At 50.1% G+C, this 18391-nt stretch carries 17 protein-coding genes, 1 pseudogene and 1 riboswitch; of the genes and pseudogenes, 5 read left to right on the forward strand and 13 right to left on the reverse strand.

Annotated features, from left to right (window positions below; translation table 11 throughout):
- Positions 1-14: 14 nt before the first annotated feature.
- A riboswitch (TPP riboswitch) is annotated at positions 15-120 on the reverse strand.
- Between the two features lie 115 nt (positions 121-235).
- Both katG and BMZ51_RS23895 read right to left on the reverse strand, forming a co-directional pair.
- A complete protein-coding gene (gene katG / locus BMZ51_RS09700) occupies positions 236-2413 on the reverse strand; it encodes a catalase/peroxidase HPI (protein ID WP_068004568.1) in 2178 nt (725 codons plus the stop codon).
- 304 nt (positions 2414-2717) lie between these two features.
- Positions 2718-3131, reverse strand: coding sequence for a hypothetical protein (locus BMZ51_RS23895; RefSeq protein ID WP_139201370.1), 414 nt, complete (start codon positions 3129-3131; stop codon positions 2718-2720).
- A 323-nt stretch (positions 3132-3454) separates the two neighbouring features.
- Between BMZ51_RS23895 and BMZ51_RS09710 the strand changes: the two genes are divergently transcribed.
- Positions 3455-4231: a 5'-nucleotidase, lipoprotein e(P4) family gene (locus BMZ51_RS09710; RefSeq protein WP_068004570.1), complete on the forward strand. Its 777-nt coding sequence runs from the start codon at positions 3455-3457 to the stop codon at positions 4229-4231.
- A 229-nt stretch (positions 4232-4460) separates the two neighbouring features.
- On the opposite strand, the gene BMZ51_RS09715 is transcribed toward BMZ51_RS09710, so the two are convergent.
- Positions 4461-5342: a sterol desaturase family protein gene (locus BMZ51_RS09715; protein WP_068004572.1), complete on the reverse strand. Its 882-nt coding sequence runs from the start codon at positions 5340-5342 to the stop codon at positions 4461-4463.
- A 15-nt stretch (positions 5343-5357) separates the two neighbouring features.
- A complete protein-coding gene (locus BMZ51_RS09720; protein ID WP_161941206.1) occupies positions 5358-6449 on the reverse strand; it encodes a 2Fe-2S iron-sulfur cluster-binding protein in 1092 nt (363 codons plus the stop codon).
- Between the two features lie 127 nt (positions 6450-6576).
- On the opposite strand from BMZ51_RS09720, the gene BMZ51_RS09725 reads away from it, so the two are divergent.
- From BMZ51_RS09725 to BMZ51_RS09740, 4 genes and pseudogenes are all read left to right on the forward strand, one after another.
- On the forward strand, positions 6577-7506 hold the full coding sequence (locus BMZ51_RS09725) for a LysR family transcriptional regulator (protein ID WP_068004575.1): 930 nt from the start codon (positions 6577-6579) through the stop codon (positions 7504-7506).
- A gap of 144 nt (positions 7507-7650) precedes the next feature.
- A pseudogene (locus BMZ51_RS09730) lies at positions 7651-8593 on the forward strand (IS3 family transposase); the annotation flags it as partial.
- Between the two features lie 77 nt (positions 8594-8670).
- The gene (locus tag BMZ51_RS24065) at positions 8671-8817 is read left to right on the forward strand and encodes a transposase (RefSeq protein WP_068004577.1); all 147 of its coding nucleotides are present in this window, start codon (positions 8671-8673) and stop codon (positions 8815-8817) included.
- 178 nt (positions 8818-8995) lie between these two features.
- Positions 8996-10027: a phytanoyl-CoA dioxygenase family protein gene (locus tag BMZ51_RS09740; protein WP_068004584.1), complete on the forward strand. Its 1032-nt coding sequence runs from the start codon at positions 8996-8998 to the stop codon at positions 10025-10027.
- 419 nt (positions 10028-10446) lie between these two features.
- On the opposite strand, the gene BMZ51_RS09745 is transcribed toward BMZ51_RS09740, so the two are convergent.
- From BMZ51_RS09745 to BMZ51_RS09785, 9 genes are all read right to left on the reverse strand, one after another.
- Complete coding sequence (locus BMZ51_RS09745; protein ID WP_082825586.1) at positions 10447-10878, reverse strand: Tn3 family transposase; 432 nt, start codon at positions 10876-10878, stop codon at positions 10447-10449.
- Between the two features lie 168 nt (positions 10879-11046).
- Positions 11047-11193, reverse strand: coding sequence for a PAAR domain-containing protein (locus BMZ51_RS09750; protein ID WP_244277617.1), 147 nt, complete (start codon positions 11191-11193; stop codon positions 11047-11049).
- Positions 11132-11455: a transposase gene (locus BMZ51_RS09755; RefSeq protein ID WP_068008902.1), complete on the reverse strand. Its 324-nt coding sequence runs from the start codon at positions 11453-11455 to the stop codon at positions 11132-11134. The genes BMZ51_RS09750 and BMZ51_RS09755 overlap by 62 nt, the downstream gene beginning before the upstream one ends.
- Positions 11456-11486: 31 nt before the next feature.
- Positions 11487-11657, reverse strand: a complete 171-nt coding sequence (locus BMZ51_RS24070; RefSeq protein WP_161941237.1) for a hypothetical protein — start codon at positions 11655-11657, stop codon at positions 11487-11489.
- 356 nt (positions 11658-12013) lie between these two features.
- Entirely contained in the window at positions 12014-12181 is a 168-nt protein-coding gene (locus tag BMZ51_RS24725; protein ID WP_082825681.1) for a TnsA endonuclease N-terminal domain-containing protein, read from the reverse strand.
- A 424-nt stretch (positions 12182-12605) separates the two neighbouring features.
- The gene (locus tag BMZ51_RS09770; RefSeq protein ID WP_068008896.1) at positions 12606-13784 is read right to left on the reverse strand and encodes a BaiN/RdsA family NAD(P)/FAD-dependent oxidoreductase; all 1179 of its coding nucleotides are present in this window, start codon (positions 13782-13784) and stop codon (positions 12606-12608) included.
- A gap of 98 nt (positions 13785-13882) precedes the next feature.
- Positions 13883-15928, reverse strand: a complete 2046-nt coding sequence (locus BMZ51_RS09775; protein WP_068008911.1) for a methyl-accepting chemotaxis protein — start codon at positions 15926-15928, stop codon at positions 13883-13885.
- A 325-nt stretch (positions 15929-16253) separates the two neighbouring features.
- Positions 16254-17342: a TRAP transporter substrate-binding protein gene (locus BMZ51_RS09780; protein WP_068008893.1), complete on the reverse strand. Its 1089-nt coding sequence runs from the start codon at positions 17340-17342 to the stop codon at positions 16254-16256.
- Positions 17343-17466: 124 nt separating this feature from the next.
- A complete protein-coding gene (locus BMZ51_RS09785) occupies positions 17467-18099 on the reverse strand; it encodes a TetR/AcrR family transcriptional regulator (protein WP_208979404.1) in 633 nt (210 codons plus the stop codon).
- Between the last annotated feature and the right edge of the window lie 292 nt (positions 18100-18391).

Raw genomic sequence — 18391 nt, forward strand, 5'->3', positions numbered from 1 at the left:
GAGAGGGCAGGATGGACGAAACCGGTACCCTTCCCTCCGCCGGTTTTAGCCGGTTCAGGTTCAACGAGTTCGCCATTTGGCATCTCAGCACGAAAAAATTGTGCACCCCGAGGTCATGCGGTTCTTAACTGGAAAAGAAGGTCAGTGCAACTGTATACACCGAGGGTATATGCAGTACCCCTATGAAGTTGCGGGAAAAGCCCGGGCAGGAATACGCCCGGGCAAAATGCTGTTTTTATGCTGAAAGGTCAAACCGATCAGCATTCATCACTTTAGTCCATGTGGCGATGAAATCCCTCAGGAACTTTTCGTGATTGTCATCCTGCGCGTAGACTTCAGCATAGGCGCGCAAAATTGAGTTGGAACCAAATACAAGGTCTGCACTGGTGGCCGTCCACTTGGTTTTACCAGACTTCCGGTCGCGGATCTCATAGGTGCCGTCACCGCGTGGATGCCAACTGTTACCCATGTCAGTCAGGTTAACAAAAAAGTCCGTTGTTAGCTGCCCCATACGATCCGTGAGGACACCATGCATTGATCCTCCGAAGTTTGCACCAAGAACACGCAAACCTCCAACCAGAACAGTCATTTCCCATCCTGTCAGGCCCAGCAGTTGCGCCCGGTCAAGCATCATTTCTTCTGGGCTAACTGCGTATTCTTGCTTTTGCCAATTGCGGAAACCGTCCGCTAAAGGCTCGAGCACGCTGAAGGATTCTGCATCTGTCATGGTTTCTGATGCATCGCCGCGGCCAGCTCTAAAGGGAACATCCATATTGAACCCAGCAGCCTTGATCGCTTGTTCAATACCTACGTTTCCAGCCAGCACAATCACATCTGCGATCGAAGCCCCTGTTTCCGCAGCTATCGGTTCAAGCACAGCCAAAACCTTAGCAAGGCGTGCGGGTTCATTACCAACCCAGTCCTTTTGGGGGGCAAGGCGGATACGGGCTCCGTTTGCACCACCACGCATATCAGAACCGCGATAGGTTCGCGCACTATCCCAAGCTGTTGTGATCATGTCAGCGGCACTGAGAGTGGAGGCTACGATTTTCGCTTTCACCGCCTCGACATCATAACCACTTTGACCTGCTGGAATTGGGTCCTGCCAAACCAATTCTTCGTTGGGCGTGTCTGGACCAATATAATTGGCTCTTGGTCCCATGTCGCGGTGGGTCAGTTTAAACCAGGCACGCGCGAATATGTCCTCAAAATAGGCAGGGTCTGCAATAAATTTCTGGCAGTACGCATTGTAGATTGGGTCAACTTTCATTGCCATATCTGCATCGGTCATCATTGGGTTGTGACGAATAGTCGGGTCAGTCGGATCAACTGGCTTGTCCTCCTCCTTGATGTTGACGGGTTCCCACTGGCATGCACCAGCCGGGGACTTGACCTGTTCCCATTCGTGACCAAACAGCATGTCAAAATAGCCCATATCAAAGACGATGGGGTCTTTGGTCCACGCACCTTCAATACCAGAGGTATAAGCATTGGTTGCTTCACCGTGTTGTCCCGGATTTGACCAGCCCAATCCTTGCTGATCAACTTTAGTCGCTTCAGGCGCAACACCAATATTATCAACTGCGCCACGGCCATGGGCTTTGCCCACCGTATGCCCGCCACATGTGAGTGCAGCAGTCTCTTCGTCGTTCATTGCCATGCGCGCAAACGTCTCGCGAATTTGAGCCGCTGTTTTCATTGGGTCGGGAACGCCGTTTACCCCCTCAGGATTAACGTAAATCAACCCCATATGGGTTGCTGCAAGAGGGTTCTCTAGCGTTGATGGGTCATCCAGATCGTCATATCGCTCCTCGCTTCGCGCGAGCCATTCCTGTTCAGAGCCCCAGTATGTATCAATCTCTGGGCCCCAAATATCTTCGCGCCCAAACCCAAACCCAAAGGTCTTTAACCCCATAGATTCATAGGCAATAGTACCGGACAGAAGTATAAGGTCAGCCCATGAAAGCGCGTTGCCATATTTCTTTTTAATGGGCCAGAGCAAACGCCGGGCCTTATCCAGACTGGCGTTATCTGGCCAGGAGTTGAGAGGAGCAAAGCGGATATTACCAGACCCGCCGCCGCCACGACCATCAGCAAGACGATAGGAACCAGCGGAGTGCCATGAAAGGCGGATCATCAAACCGCCGTAATGGCCCCAGTCAGCCGGCCACCAGTCCTGACTATCAGTCATGAGTGCTTTGACATCTGCTTTGACAGCATCAAAATCGAGTGCCTTAACAGCATCGTGATAGTTGAAGTCTGGATCCATTGGATTGGTGCGCGCACCGTTTTGGTGAAGGATGTCCAGATTCAAAGCATCAGGCCACCACCGGGTTGCAGGTTTTTCCATTGACGTATTTGCACCATGTACCACCGGACAAACACCGTGTGTCTTCTCTCCACTGCCGCTCATTGCTGCCTCCGTTACCTGTTTTGGGTTTAGCTGGACTTGACCTAGCGTTTACCTTAAGCGGTGCCGCAATGAGATGCATCCAGCAAATCCTAGACTGACTGTAGAGAAAAGTTTGCATCAGGAAAAATTGTATATTTTTATCATTCGATAAGAATCTATTATTTTATGGAAGGAGGGTTTTCAACCAAACGATGTGAACGAACTCTTGTGAATGTTTCAAACGAAGGAGGGAGTTATCCGTAACTTGATTAGGCACCAAGCTAACCAATAGCTCCCTGGCCGTGTTGCGCAATTCGAACTTTGCTCATAATTTACCCAACTCCATAAATTTGGGGGTCATGAAACCGTCTCGAACGCGGGGCGCTCGAAGGGTGTCATTTTGTTGAGAACTGTAACGCCAATTTCCGCTTCTGTCCTTTGATTTTTCAACGTTCGGGATCTGAGTTTGTTCCCGATCACCTGCTTGAACCGGCCCATCAGGGTTTCCCCTCGCGCCTTTGTAAATTTGTCCCGCCGGGCAGCGTTGTATTTGAATGGCATCCAAAAATGTCTTTGTTGAAAATGTTCCGCTTACATAAACGTCAAAGTGCGAATTGTGCAACAAGGCCAGTAAGGGCGAGCTGTAAGCTGAATTTGCTTTATGCAACACGGCCCCATTAATACGCAAAATGAGATACGTCTTGCTAAGGAATGCGGCAGGGGATGCGTTGTCTGTCAACGGCGGTAAGACCAACACTGAGTGAATGAGCGCCCGGTATCATTGTTATCAAACTACATTGTTTTGCCGGTTCAACTCTTACCTAAAGGAATTCATTTCGCGCAGACCTCACCGCCAGAACGAACCAAAATACGTGGACAGGATTGTCAAAATACCTCAGGAAACTGTAGTTCTTGCACTGAGGACGTGTCAATAAGACTATCAATATGGTTCAATTTTAGAGACGAACTTTGTAAGTCCTATGACTGCGACTAACGTGTATTCTCGTAAGGCCACTCGCTCCGAGCCCAGAGAGTATGACCTGAATGAAAGAGAACATCTGAATGAAAAATCGTTTCCTCACGACCTCCGTATTGGCCTGTCTGGCATTGGGCACACTGGCTCAGGCGAGCTTTGCACAAGAGACCACCTCAAAAGACTGTTCCGTTGCCGAATTCAAGATGGGCCTGCGTTTTCAGCAACAATCAGCTGAAATCCGTGCGCTGCAGAGACAAGCCTATAATATTGCGCGGCAAAAGCTTGCGGCAGCAGTTGAAAAAGCAGAGGATCCTTCCAAGCTGGCCATCGTTTCCGATCTTGATGAGACCGTGATCGATAACACTGCTCTGCTGGCCCGTGATTTGGAGAACTGTCACACTTATGATGCCTGGGACACATGGCTTCCGTGGGAGCGTGACGGCAAACCGACCCTGATCCCGGGTGCAAAGGAATTCCTCAACTACGCAGATGAACTGGGTGTTGCTATTCGCTATATTTCTGACCGAGCGGACAAGCAGAAGGAGCATACTCTTGCAACGCTGGGTGAGCTTGGCCTGCCGCAGATCAGCCCCGAGACCGTTCTTTTGCTGGGCCCTCCAAAGGCAGAGCGACGCGAGATTGTGCGCGCTGACCATCAGATCGTTCTGATGTTGGGTGATACGCTGCATGATTTCGATGGCGGCTTCCGCAAAACCCCGCTCGACGATCAGATATCGCTGGTCGACAAAAGCGCTGCAAAATGGGGCACCGAATGGATCGTCTTCCCGAACACCGCCTATGGCACATGGTCTGAAGCACCACTGAGCACATGGGGCGATGAAACCATTATTGAAAAGTGGTAATCGGAGGGGCTTGACCGTGTATAAGGCCGCCGGACTTTCCGGCGGCTGAATGTTCGAAAAGCCCGACAAAACGTGTCAGAATTTGAGTTTGCATTGGTTAGTGAGTGCCAATGCAAACTACGCGAGAGAAGTGTGACATCACTTCTTCAGTCCAGCCCAACAATCTATCCTCAAGGACGCGAAAGCACTGCCAAAAGCGATGGCAGAGCCAACCAACGTTGTCCATGACCTACAAAATCACAGTAACTTTGCCGTTTGCGCTGACTAAGACGTCACCCTGGGATTCAATTTGAGTTGGCGGATTAAGGTCGGCCTTCGCAACGTCTTTTGCCATAGGCCACCACAGCTGTTCATACCAAGATTCAACTTTCACTCGATCAGGAACCCCAAATCGTTCCTGTTCGTGGTGGGGGATTTTGGCGGTGCCGTGTATGATATCAAAGATGAACAGGAATGATCCAAAATTGCACATTCCATGACCGTATTTTCCGAGGCCGTGGTGGGCATGGTGTGTGTCCGGCAGCGTGATGAACTTCTCCAGAACGCGCATGATTGGTCTGGTTAGCGGGAGAGCATGAAGCTTTAGATCCCATCTGGTGTTTGTGTGAACCATGAACTCTGATGAGCCTTTCCAGGCCGCCGCGACGATTGCAGCTTCCGCCTGACCCGCCCAAACCATAAATGCCCCCATCAACGAATATGGCAGAACAACGAACCAGAGCCAGTTTTCCCGGAATGCGATCGTCACATTCACATGTTCGGGCAGGTGGTGCGGTTTGTGAAGCCGCCATAACCATGGAACTGAATGCGACAATCGGTGCATCCAGTAGTGAATGTACTCTTCAACCAAAACGTAAGTGATAAACGCCAGCCAAAAATTGACGCCCGACAAGAAGCCGCTGTGATGGGGAAACAACACCACCAACAACCAGCCATAGAACGCAACCAGTACTGCTCTGACGAAAATAAAATTGATAAAGCTAAGAATATTGACGCCTATCTCATGAAGACTAAAAGCAGCTCGCTTTCTAAGTGCGCCAAATAACACGTCCAACAGGATGAAAAATACCCCAAATCCAAGAATGATTTGGGCAGCAGTCGTCTGTACCATTTCACATGCCCCTTGTTAGTTTTGTATGTCTGCGTACTGATCCTGCGCCTGCTTTAAGGCTGAAACAGAACGTTGATCTAGAAACTTGTCACAATGAATACGCTCTGGCGGAATGTCGGCGCGAAGTGCGGTCTCAATCGCATCCACCATTTCAGGCGGCCCACACAGATAGGCATCACAATTACCAATGTGTTGTACCTCCTTGTGCAGATGTTCAGTTATATAGCCCCTGCGGCCTTGCCACCTTGAGTGTGTTGGCTCCTCGGAGAGAACCGGCAGGTAGCGGAAAGGTTCTGGCCAATCAGCCTGTATTTGCTGCAAACCTTCTTGCCAGAGCAGGTCCTCTTCCCGGCGCGCGCCAAAGAAGAAAGTTACAGGGCGAAACTGTTTTTGAATCTGCATGTGTTGCAGCAGAGCCTTAATTGGCGCAATGCCGCTTCCTCCCGCAAAACAAAGTACTGGCCGATCTGTAGTGTGGTAGTGAAAATCGCCATATACCTTTTCCAGAACTATTGGTGCACCAGTGCGGTCCTGCGAAAATAACCAGTCAGTAAAGTCGCCGCCAGGAACGTGCCTGATGTAAAAAACTGGTTTATCAGTGCCGCCTTCGGGTGCAGGAGCTGCAAAAGAGTAATTACGTGGTGTACGCGATAGCTTCTCAATACCAGGCACAGATAACCGTGCGTATTGACCGGCAATATAACGGACAGGCTGGGCAAGCTTCAGTTTAACCTCAACAATGTCGTGGGTTAACGTTTTGATCTGAGCAATGGAACCGTTGATTGATGCCTCGCTCATCTGGTTGCCAAACCCAGGAACGGTCACTTTTAGTTCACTAAGAGCAATGCTTTGGCAGGCAAGGACATGGCCTTCGCGAATTTCATCAATTGGAATATGATGTGTAATGTCGCGCTTTAGCTTGACCTGACCTTCTGTGACCTGACAACGGCAGGTGCCGCACTCGCCGACGGTACACATATTCGGTATTTGAATATCGCCAGCCCGTGCCGCTTCCAGAATAGTCTGGCCCCTGATGATGGGCGCGTCATGCTCCGTGTTATTGATGCTCAATCTATAACTGGGCGAAGATCCTTTAAATAAACGCAAATATTCCTCCCATAGCATTCAGGAGTGACATGATTGCCACTGATATGAATGTTTAGAGTCAATCCAGATTGCGTGCTAATGGATAATACGTATCCTAGATATTGAAAAAATATATATCTGAGTGAGCATGAATCTACGCAGGACAGACCTTAATTTGCTGACTGTTTTTGACGCTGTGATGCGTGAAGCCAGCGTTACGAGAGCAGCTGAAAAACTGGGCATGAGCCAGCCTGCGGTCTCCAATGCCATTTCTCGCCTTCGCGTGCTGCTTAAGGATGAGTTGTTTATTCGCACTGCTCATGGCGTGCGACCAACGGTAAAAGCTCTGCACTATGCAGGGCAGATACAGCGAATTCTAGATCAGGTAACACTGATGCTTTCTGAGACCGAAGCTTTCGACGCCGCTCGCAGTGAACGTACCTTTAATTTGGTGCTTGGCGATTATGGAGAGATGGTCGTATTGCCTGCACTGATGCAATATTTGGACGAAATACAAGCGAAGATAACGATCAACGTTCTTTCTCCGCGACAGTTTATGAGAGCTGATGCTCTTCGCAAGGGTACTGTTGATTTCATCCTCGGATACGAACCTATGGCGGCCTCAGATATAAAAAACGAACTGGTCATTGAGGAGAGCCTGGTGTCCCTAGCCAGAATAGGGCATCCCATAGTCAAAGAGAGTTTAACTCTGGATCAATATGTTTCGGTGCCTCATGTCGTCATTGACTGGCCCAACTCGCGCGGATCCATGGTAGACCAACAATTAAGATCCCTGAGCCTTCAGCGCCAACATCGAATGCGCGTGCATAGTTTTTTTGACATGCCGCGTGTGGTTGCCACGACAAACATGGTTTGCACTGTACCGTCGCAGATGGCGCATCAATTCGCTGTGTCCCACAACCTTGTTTCATTTCCCGTTCCAATTCCTGACACCAAGCAATCTTTCTACCTGATCTGGCACAGCAGCTTTGAAGGCGATCCGGGACTTATCTGGTTAAAAAACGTCATTTCGGGCATGTTGGAAAACGCCTTTCCGCCAGAGAGTAGTCTCCCCTAAGCAGTCCAGACTGAAAGTTGCTGGACTTCATTACTTCGCCTTAGCTGCTGGCGGGTAATTCCCCCGGTATTTGATCGAGTTTAAAAGTAGAGATAGTGCTTCCTCCTATTGAGGACTAGTTTTATGAAGAAATCTCGTTTCAGCGATGCGCCGATGATCTCAACAATGAAGTCGACAGAAGATGAGCTGCGCCGTTTCAAGAAAATGCATGCCGAGCTGTCGCTACAAAATGAGCTTTTGAAGGAAGCCTTGGCAAAAAAGTAAGCAAGCCACCTCAGCGCAAGGAGATGGCTGTGTCTGCTGCGGAAGGTAAAGGGGTGTCCATCGCTCTGGCGTGCCGCACGTTTGGTGTCAGCGAGCGGTGTTATCGTTATGAACGACGTTTGAGTGATGAAAACGCTGTGATCGCTGATTGGTTGCTGCGCTTGACAACCACCCATAGGACTTGGGGGTTTGGGCTGTGTTTTTTGTACCTTAGCAATATCAAAGGCTTTGGCTGGAACCATAAGCGAGTTTACCGGATTTATCGCGAGCTGGAGCTGAATCTGCGGATCAGACCGCGTAAGCGCCTGAAGCGAGCAATGCCAGATAAACTAACAGTGCCAGAAGCGCCAAATCAGGTTTGGTCGATGGACTTTATGGCCGATCGGCTGGAAAATGGCAGGCGGTTCAGAACGCTCAACATCCTTGATGACTTCAATCGGGAAGGGTTATGTATCGAGGTTGATTTATCCCTTCCGGCGCTGCGCGTGGTACGTACCCTTGAGCAAGTCATTGAATGGCGAGGCAAACCAGGCGTGATACGGATTGATAATGGCCCTGAAAATATCAGTGAAACCCTGTTAAACTGGGCTCGAATGCAAGGCATTAAGGTGCAGCATATTCAGCCTGGTAAGCCCGCTCAGAATGCCTATGTGGAGCGCTATAACAGAACAGTCAGGCAGGAATGCTGGATCAGAACTGCTTTCAATCCATCGAACAGGTACAAGAAGAAGCCACAAACTGGCTCTGGACATACAACAACGAACGGCCCAACATGGTCATCGGCGACATCACACCCGCTACAAAACTTAAACTGGCAGCATAACTCTACTGCTAAACTCCTCCATAAATGGGGGGATTACCCAGACCGGATACGGGCAGCGCTCAAGAGGCGAGACCTTGATGGGGCGTTATAAACAGATCTTCGGCAACGCGTTGAAGTCCCGTGATTTTGAAAACCAGAAGACGAAAGCCAGCATCCATGTCTCCGTCCTCAATACAATGACCGCCCTCGAGCGTCCGGAGTTCGAGCGCGTCAACGCGGCCTGAGTTAAACGGGTAAGGGCGAGCTGTAAGCTGAATTTTCTTTACGCAACACGGCCTCACGTGGTGACAGCGGTATTTTATACAAAACCTAGGATCTCATTCTCGACCCGTTATTGCTCGCTATTCATATGCCTAAAACCTAGGGTTGCTGCGGTCCAAGTGCGTCCGTTAGGATGCCACAATGACACCTCTGAAGATACTCAAGAGCCCTCTATGGATTGCTGATATCGCTCTGGGTGGGAAGTCATTTCGGGATAACCCGATTATCGGCAACCGCTCCCTCAATGAGCGAGGCTTTCATGTTCAGCGGATGGCGTTTGCGGAACATATGGCAGACATGCGCCGCCGGCAGATAGAACATTTTTTGCCAGCGGATGACCGAAAGTTCTTTCACGAAAATGGGTATGTCGTGCGCCACAACGCATTGCCTGACGATGTCTTTAGGGCTGTGCAAGAGGAGCTGGAAGATAACGAATTTGCGGCGCGTGAGTTGAAGCAGGGGCGAACAGTCACCCGTTTCATTGGTCTGACACCATCGATACTGGCGAAGCTACCTGGCTTGCGCGCTGCTGTCGGCACAACTTCTTTCCAGCAAGGCTTACGTTACGTTGCATCCAACAATGCTGATCCACTCGTGTATCTGCATACTGTCCTTTGGGATATGGATGACAAACGTAAAGACCCGCAAACCAACTTTCATTCAGACACCTTTCACTCCATCGCAAAAGCTTGGCTATTTCTGAAGGATGTTGAGCTTGCGGATGGGCCTTTTCAATATGTGCCTGGTTCTCACCGGCTAAATGCTGTCCGCAGACGATGGGAGTATGAGCAAAGCCTCATAGCTGCATCCCACCGCGATGGTAATCACGCTGTTGGCTCATTCCGTATCACTGAAAATCAGTTGCAGCAGATGGGATACAGCAAACCTGTGTCCTTCGCAGTTCCCGCAAACACTCTCGTCATCGCAGATACGCATGGCTTCCACGCTCGGGGTATAGCAACTCGTCCGGGCCTGCGTATTGGGATGTATGGTTCCGTGCGCCGTTCCCCGTTCTTGCCTTGGGCAGGCGGCGACATGCGATCGCTTCCAGGTATCAAAGGGCACCAAACCGAAATCTTTGGTGCTTATCTCGACTGGCGTAGGAGAAAAGGCAACCGCGTTTCCCATGTGGGTGTGGGAAAAGTCAAAGCGACACAACCCGCAGTGCGTTAGCTGGTTGTGTCGGGCTAGCGGTGCCACTGTTGTGAATTGTGGCGAGTTGGCCTCTTCACACGCCGAAAATGAGAGACACTTCCCGAATTGTCATCTCCCTCACTACACAGGTGGCTCGGAAAATCTGGGCAGGTAGTGTAAGTGGAACTTTCTCCTGAAACGGGCAATTTGCTTGCAACACGAGAACTACGTGGCAAGAGGGCCTCACGACACGAAAGTGTTGAATTTGTCCGGGATTTGAGAACATAAAGTGATCATGCTATCAGGAGTGAACTTTCTTTGCGCAGTGGACGCAGCGCGTGGTTTTTGATTAGCGTCCAGATGTAGTCGCCAGTGAGGCTAATGTGTTGCCGCCATAGAGGCGCAATATGTTTGATGACTTCTTCCGGAGTGGCGATACCGTTTTGATTGAGCTCTGCCTAAGCCTGCTGAAGATAAAGTGTGTTCCAGTAAGCAACTACATTGATGAGGATGTTCAGCCCAGATGCGCGGAAAAACTGGCTTTCCAATGTTCTGTCGCGAAGCTCTCCCAGACGATTAAAGAACAGTGCACGTGCCAGCGTGTTTTGTGCCTCACTTCTGTTGAGGCTGGCTGTTGCATTGCGGCGCATCTGCGGGCTTTGCCACCATTGTGTTAAGAAGATTGAGCGGTTGATGCGTCCAATATCACGAAGGGCCAATGCTAGTCCATTTTGCCTCGGAAAAGCGGACAGTTTTGCCAGCAAGGTCGATGTCCGCGTTTGACCGGACCGTATTGTTGTCACCAGACGCAGGATATCGTTCCAGTTTGCTTTTATTCTACCTATGTTGATGTGGGAGAGAATTAAAGTCTCATACTCAGTAATAAAGATTCAAACTGAGGAATATAGTATCATACTGACGAGGGCTTAGCGGACAAAGCTGCCGTTCGCTGCACCGCAAGAACTCAGGCAAATGAGAGGCCGTTGCCTGCACGCAGGGCGAGAAGCGGGCCTCGGGGTATTTCTATCGAGGGTTTAGGTAGTACGTGAGCTCAGCGGTCATTCAATGGTGACAATGGGCGAGCCGGAACTAATGCTCCCACCACAGCCAATTGCGTCACCAACACGGGCAGCAGGTTTACCGTCAATCGTCACAATAGAAGAACCTGCTGAGACTGAACGTGGATGCGGAGGAGCCGGGCACACAGCGCACCCACGGTGCAATCAAGGCATTTGCGCTTAGTCCTGCGATAAAGGTTTGCGTTCCCGAACTTCCAAAAGGGGCGTCCATCTCCAGCCGTTTGCCTCTCGTTGTCCAGCCACGCTGACGCGTAGGGTTTGTTTTGACAGCAGTTTCATCAATAAAGACCATGCGTTCAGGAGCACTCTTGATGGCTGGGGTACGGTGCTCGAACCATTCTGCCCGTCGCAGCTTTACCTTGAGCTTCTGACGTTCGCTGACAACCAACGACTTTTTTTATGCGTAAAGCCAAGGCGCTTCAACAGCTGAGCAATGGCAGAATGATGAACTTTGACACCTTGGCATCAAGGAACGCATCGCGCAGTTCGAACAACGTGATATCCGGGTCTTGCTTAACCAATTCTTTGAAAAAATCAACATAGGCCGCTAGCTTGCCAGTGCCAGTGCCAGTGCCAGTTGAGCGCCCCATTGGCGCGATCACAGCTCAGCCACAGTTGCGGATATTGCGAGCGCAACGCGATCCGGTTGCGGGTGATACCTGAAGGCATCGTGCAGCCTCTCTACCTGACACGCCCTCCATAATAAGACAAGCAAAGCGATCTCAAAGTTCAATTGGAAACGGTGCTGGCATGATGTAATCCTCCTAAACGCTGTGAATCACAAATCAAACACATCGGAATCCCATCGATTCAAAGTTTCTTCGAAACGCTTTAGAAACTTATTGTCGTAGTGAACGTGCCGCAGCGGCCACGTTGCTCATTTGATGTTAGCGGCTTGTATTTTTAATCGCTTGGTTAGCACATAGATGCGAAACCGAACGCCGAGTCACTCCCAGAAGTCTCTCTCGATATCGATTTTTTCTGCTGTTCGTTGATTAGTAAGTTCTTCAGCCGGTTTGACGCAAATGGCTTTATAGCTAAGTTGCCCATCCCTCTGGCACGTCAGCAAAAAGTCAGTGGTTATAACATTTGGGTTCTTAGTCGAGATGACCAGTGGTACTTGATATTAAGAGAGCTTGCAATTCGGAGTGTCTGGTCTAGGGGAAGAAGCGGAAATTGCTCACGGATATCAATAACGCGTTCATTGTGCTCGCAGAGGTAGAAAAACGCACTTTCATTGTTTGAAAGTAAATGATGTTCGCGTTGTGTTTTCATTCCCCAAATCTTGGAACATGTTCCATGAGAGGGAATGTCCTGCACTCGTATCCAGGGCTTGTAAGAAGCTCCTTCTCCGAGACCATATTTGTTGCGAAGTGAACGCTGAAAATCTTTGATTTCATTCAGCTTTCGTCCTCTTGCCATGTTGTTTCTCTTTGTTCGGCTAAAGGGTGGAAAGATTTTAGTGTGCAGGAATTATTATTCCGTTAGGCGCTTGTGTGCAAAAATTATTAGCTATGTGCAGAAATTATTATACACACTCACACAAACTGCCCGGCTGCGTGGCCGGAGGACCAGGCCCATTGGAAGTTGTAACCGCCCAGGTGGCCGGTGACATCAACGACTTCTCCAATAAAGTAGAGGCCAGCCACACTGGTTGCCTCCATTGTTTTGGAGGAAAGAGCCTTTGTGTTTACACCGCCAAGGGTGACTTCAGCAGTGCGGTAGCCTTCTGTCCCAACTGGTTTGATGGTCCACTCGTTAACTGCTAGTGCAGCTTTGCGCAGCACTTTGTCTGAGGTGTCAGCCAGTCTTCCGCTGAGCTTTTGCTCTGCGGTGATATGGGCTGCAAGTTTCTTTGGAAGTAAGCCGGCGAGGGCCGTTTTCAGCTCTTGTTTTGGCTGGGCTTGTTTTGCAGACTTCAAAGCTTCAAACACATCGGTGCCCGGCAGCAAGTTAACGCGGATGTCTTTGCCTTCTTCCCAATAAGAGGAAATCTGTAAGATAGATGGGCCGGAAAGGCCGCGGTGTGTAAAGAGTAGGCCTTCGCGGAAGCTGGTCTTTTTATAGGAGACAACCGCATCAACACTGACACCTGCCATATGCTTTGAGCGCTCACGCATGACATCGTCAAAAACGAAGGGAACAAGGGCTGCATGTGGTTCGATGACTTGCAGGCCAAACCGTTTGGCGACCTCGTAACCAAAGCCGGTGGCGCCCATTTTCGGTATGGATGGGCCGCCGCAGGCAACAACAACAGAGTGTGCGCGCACAGTGCCTTGCGAGGTGCCGATGGTAAAACGGTCATCGGGTTTGCTTACAGACGTGATGCTTGTCTCAAGGCGCAACTGCACCCCATTGCGATTACATTGGTCTAGCAACATGTCGATGATCTGTTGTGCGCTGTCATCGCAAAACAGCTGGCCCAGTGTCTTCTCATGCCAGCCGATGCCATAGTGATCGACCAGCTTGATAAAGTCGTGCTGCGTATAGCGCTTTAAGGCCGAAACTGCAAACCGTGGGTTTTGAGAAAGGTAGTTGGCAGGAGACGCGTGCAGGTTCGTGAAATTACAACGCCCACCACCGGAAATGCGGATCTTCTCGGCCGCCTTTTTGGCATGGTCAATCACCAGCACAGTTCGTCCGCGTTTGCCAGCTTCGATGGCACACATCAGGCCAGCAGCGCCTGCACCAATAATTAAAACATCAACATTTTGCATTGCGCCCTTATATGGGCTTTGGAGCCAAGGTCAACTCGTGAACCAATAAAAGAGGAGGATCAAAGCCCTCCTCAATACAACCCAATCTAAGTCAGTGTTTAAGCGTCAACCACATCAGACAGGAACGTGGAGATTGTCTTACGCAGTTCACTTGCCTGTTTGGAAACAGAGGACGATGCCTCTAACACTTCATTTGCTGAACTGTTGGTCTCCTGAACAGAGCTTGTCACAGCTCCCATGCTGTCCGCGACATCCTGTGTTCCTTGTGCAGCCTGTTGGATGTTTTGGCTGATGGAAGAGGTTGCAGCATTTTGTTGCGCGATCGCAGTTGCGATGGAGCTGGTATACTCATTCACCTGATGCATGGTGCCAGCAATCTGCTCAATTGCAGTTACAGCCTCCTTCGTGGAGCCCTGAATTCCTGAAATTTGGGAGGAAATCTCCTCAGTTGCCTTTGAGGTCTGGGTCGCCAGCTCCTTAACTTCGGAGGCAACCACCGCAAAGCCCTTACCCATTTCACCAGCACGTGCTGCCTCGATGGTCGCGTTCAGTGCCAAAAGGTTGGTCTGCTCAGCAATGTCACGAATAAGGTTGACCACCTCCCCAATCTTCTGGGCAGCGGCATCAAGGTCTGCAACATGATCGTTGGTGGCTGTTGCGACGGCAGTTGCATCATCAACAGTTTGCTTGGTCTGGGAGACCTGACGGCCGATCTCTTCAATGGAGGCAGAAAGTTCTTCAGCAGCAGAAGCCACAGTCTGTACGTTTTGAGAGGCCCTTTCAGATGATCCGGCAGCACCGCTCGCACGCTCAGAGGTAGTTGTTGCAACGTGGGTCAGTGTATCAGCGGTCTGCTGCATCCTGTCGGTGTTATTATCGACCTTGTCGAGAACTTCCGACACCTGGTCATTAAACACGCTGATTAGTTGATCCACGTGCATTTGGCGATCACGCTCGTGTTCCGTTTCCTTCTCAGAAACGTTCTGCAGGCGCTTTTGCTCAGCAACGGTGTCGCGGAAGGACATAACCGCGGTTGCGACAAGTCCAATCTCGTCGTTACCAATCGCTTTGGAGAAGCTCACCGTGATGTCGCCGTCTGCCAGTCGACGAGAGTCTTTCAAGAGTGCAGCAACCGGAACAGACACACTGCGGATGATCGCGAAGGCCATTGCAATACCCAGCAGCGCCACAATGCCGGCTATGACCAATGCATGGGTAAACTCCCACTGGGCCTTGGCAACCAGCTTTTGCGAATGGGCCACCAAGTCATTGGACAGGTGGTCTTCGAACTCCTTCAAGGCATCAATGCGCTGGGTGGCCAGATCAAACCATTCTGGGCCCGTCATGGAGGAAATGTCTCCACCAAATGCAGCGGAATAGCCCAAATTTCTTGCCGCATCGACCTGACGCATAATCGGGCGCTTGGAAATTTCCTCAAGAACGCTGATCTGATACCTGCTCATGAGCGAACGGGCGGCCTTGAAGTATGTGTCCTGATTTGCGCGAAGACGGATAAAGAGGCGATAAAGATCAGGGGCAAACTCTTGAGCACTAAAGCCATTAGCGCCAATGGCACGTTCGATCCCTGCGTTCTCTTTACCAAGCAAAATTTCTTCATAAACACTTAGCTTAAGAGCCAGACTGGCGTCGCGGCTAACTGCAATGGTGCTTGGCAGAAACTTGAAGGCATCGTTGATGGTGCCGCTGTAGTAGCTCACGGTCTTGCCAACAGTGGTATCCAGCATAATGACCTTGCTACGGACCTGGTCGATATCAGCAAGTTGCGCATTCACAAGCTCAACTTGCGCGGCAAGGTTTTGATCAATGGAACTCAGGTTGATATTGGACAGTGCAGCTTCGTAAATACGGATTTTACTGTCAGTCAGTTTGTGCTGTTCTTTAAGGCTCTGCCCAAAGCTCTTACCTTTAGCACCAAGATACCCGGCAGAACGCCCACGTTCTTTTTGCAGTTCGTGAACAACGGCACTTAATACAGGCACAAATTCTGCAATCTGTCCCGTGGAGGAGGCTTCTACCTTGTCATTGTAGGCAGTATTAATGTGTGACCCAGCAAAATAAAGCATGGGCACAAACGCAAGCAAGAAGATCGCGATAATGCGATACTTTAAGAGAATACGACGCATGAGAGCTCCTGTCAGCGAAACCAGCATTTCAGTTTTGGGAGGGTAAACTGCAAACCGATTTCACAAACCTGTGATTACAATTTCTAATTGAACCGCGAAGTCTTTATAGAGTCTTTATCAGAGCGCGTAGATTTCCGTTTTAGCCTAATTATTTTTATCTAAGTAGATTTGTGTCAATCATTGGTATGATGTTTATTTAGTATAGTTGAAGTTTAAAGTAAATTTTGGATGGCTAAGAACAAAGCAGAGGTTGATTGAGTCGGTACCGGTGATCGACAAAAAAAGGGAGCCGAAGCTCCCTTTTAATAGGCGTTTACTGTCTATGTTATGTTGACCAGACTTGTGCGCGGTCCTGATAAAGCTGCCCTTCCATACGTGCACCGTATAAAGAGCATGCTTTTACATAGGCCATATAGGAACCATGGATCTTTTCGCTCATTGCATCACCCGATGGGTACGCAGCGACCACTTCTCGCGCCGCTGCACCAATGGCCTCAATCACATCAGGTGGGAAAGAGGATAGGATTGCTCCACGCTCCACCAATGTAGACAGGGCGACTGTGTTGTTATAGCGAAACTCTGCTGTGGTCTCTTCTGACTGAGCCGTTGCAGCCTGGGCCAGGACCTCTTTCAACCAGGGGCTGAGATTCTCATAGATGTTCTGGTTTACAATCATTTCCAGCCCTGGGCCTGGCTCATGGAAGGCAGGCAAATGATAGTATGGCGCAATCTTATAAAGGCCGAGCGCAAGGTCATTCCAGGGACCAACAAATTCGGCGGCATCAACCACACCGGATTGCAGGGCAGGGTAGATCTCTGGCGGAGGTGTGACGACAGTTGTTGCGCCCACCTTGCGCAAGATATCACCACCAAGGCCAGCTATGCGCATCTTAAGGCCAACAAGGTCATCGAGGGATTGGATTGGCTTTTTGAACCAGCCACCCGCCTGTGCACCGGAGCTACCCGCATAAAACGGTTTTACATTGTGTGGCGCATAAGCTTCGTCCCACAGCTGTTGCCCACCACCATGACGCAGCCAGCCAGATAGCTCGGTCGCATCCAGACCAAATGGCAGTGAGGTGAAATACATCGTCGAGCGAACCTTGCCCACTTGATAGTACGGCGCGTTATGGCCGATATCAGCAGTACCGGAAGAGACGGCAGAAAAGGTCTCGAAAGGAGGAACCAGCTCGCCGCCGCCATAGTACTTGATGGAGATTTTCCCATCAGATAGCGCTTCAATGCGTCGGCCAAGCTGCTCAGCTGATGTGCCTACGCCCGGAAAGCCCTTTGGAAACGAGCCCACCAGCTTCAGGTTCAGTGTTGCGTTTGCAAGTGCTGGTGCAGCCAGAACAGATGCACCTCCCGTTGCACCGGTGGCAACGGCTGTTTTGAGAAAGTCACGCCGTTTCATCTGTACTCTCCATCAACGTTAAAAATACCTACGCATAAATGCTGGTGCAATGCTAGCAGAGGGCAAGCGTGCTGGCGATGGTTTTAGGGTGCCCAAAGACTGAACTTACCCAATCAAAATGTGCTTATTTGAGGATTTCGATCATACGCTCAAGCTGCTCTTCAATATCCAGTTGCTTCTCATCCAGAATTTGGAAGATGCCGTTGTGGTTTATGCCTTCAACAGCCAAATAGACCAGTTTTGCCAGTCCAGGGTCTTCGGATTCTGCCTGAATGCGCTCAAACATTTCCTTATGGAATGTGCGCACAGGGTCGAGCATACTTGGATCATCAGCGATAGCAGCAAGCATGCCAGAAGCAGCGTTATTGTCGTTCTTAAACTTGCTGCACAGTCCCTTCAGGAAGGATCGCATGAGCTTATGCCGATAAGGGTCGCCGGCAATGGCCTGCTCAGCCTCGGCAATGTTGGCACGCGCATCATCAACATGATGCTGCACCATGGCACGAATGAGCGCGTGTTTACTTGGAAAGTTGTAGAGCAGTCCGCCTTTGGAAACGCCTGCATGCTTGGCAACTGTGTCCAGTGAAAACTGGCCGCCACCTTGCGCCTGAACGATATCAATGGCCGCGTCAAGAATGCGTTGCTGTGTTCTGCTGGCTTTCGTAGTGCCCTTCACATTTCGTCCTTTGCCCAATTCTGCGAGCTCACGCAGAGAATGTACTAGTCTAAACCAAAGCTGATCTGAGACTTTAGTCACTATAAGCCATCAAAAGCAATATTGCGAGGCCATGTGCTCATTAGAACTAGGAAATTTACGATGTAAAAACAACGAAGTCAGGGAGCTTGGACAAAACAACCTGAAAGAAGGGCGCTAATCTTGCTTGAATTTGGTGAGCAGAGCTTTAGGCAAGTTCGATGACAAGAGTGTATGCAGCTTAGTTTTAATAGTTCTCAAGCGAGTTGAACCCTTTGCTAAAGTATATGCTGCTGTGAGGGGGAGTCTGCGAAATATCTGGAGAACACTTTGAGTGTCATTATGGCATATGGAA

This window comes from Pseudovibrio axinellae, from assembly GCF_900110875.1.
Taxonomy (GTDB): Bacteria; Pseudomonadota; Alphaproteobacteria; order Rhizobiales; family Stappiaceae; genus Pseudovibrio; species Pseudovibrio axinellae.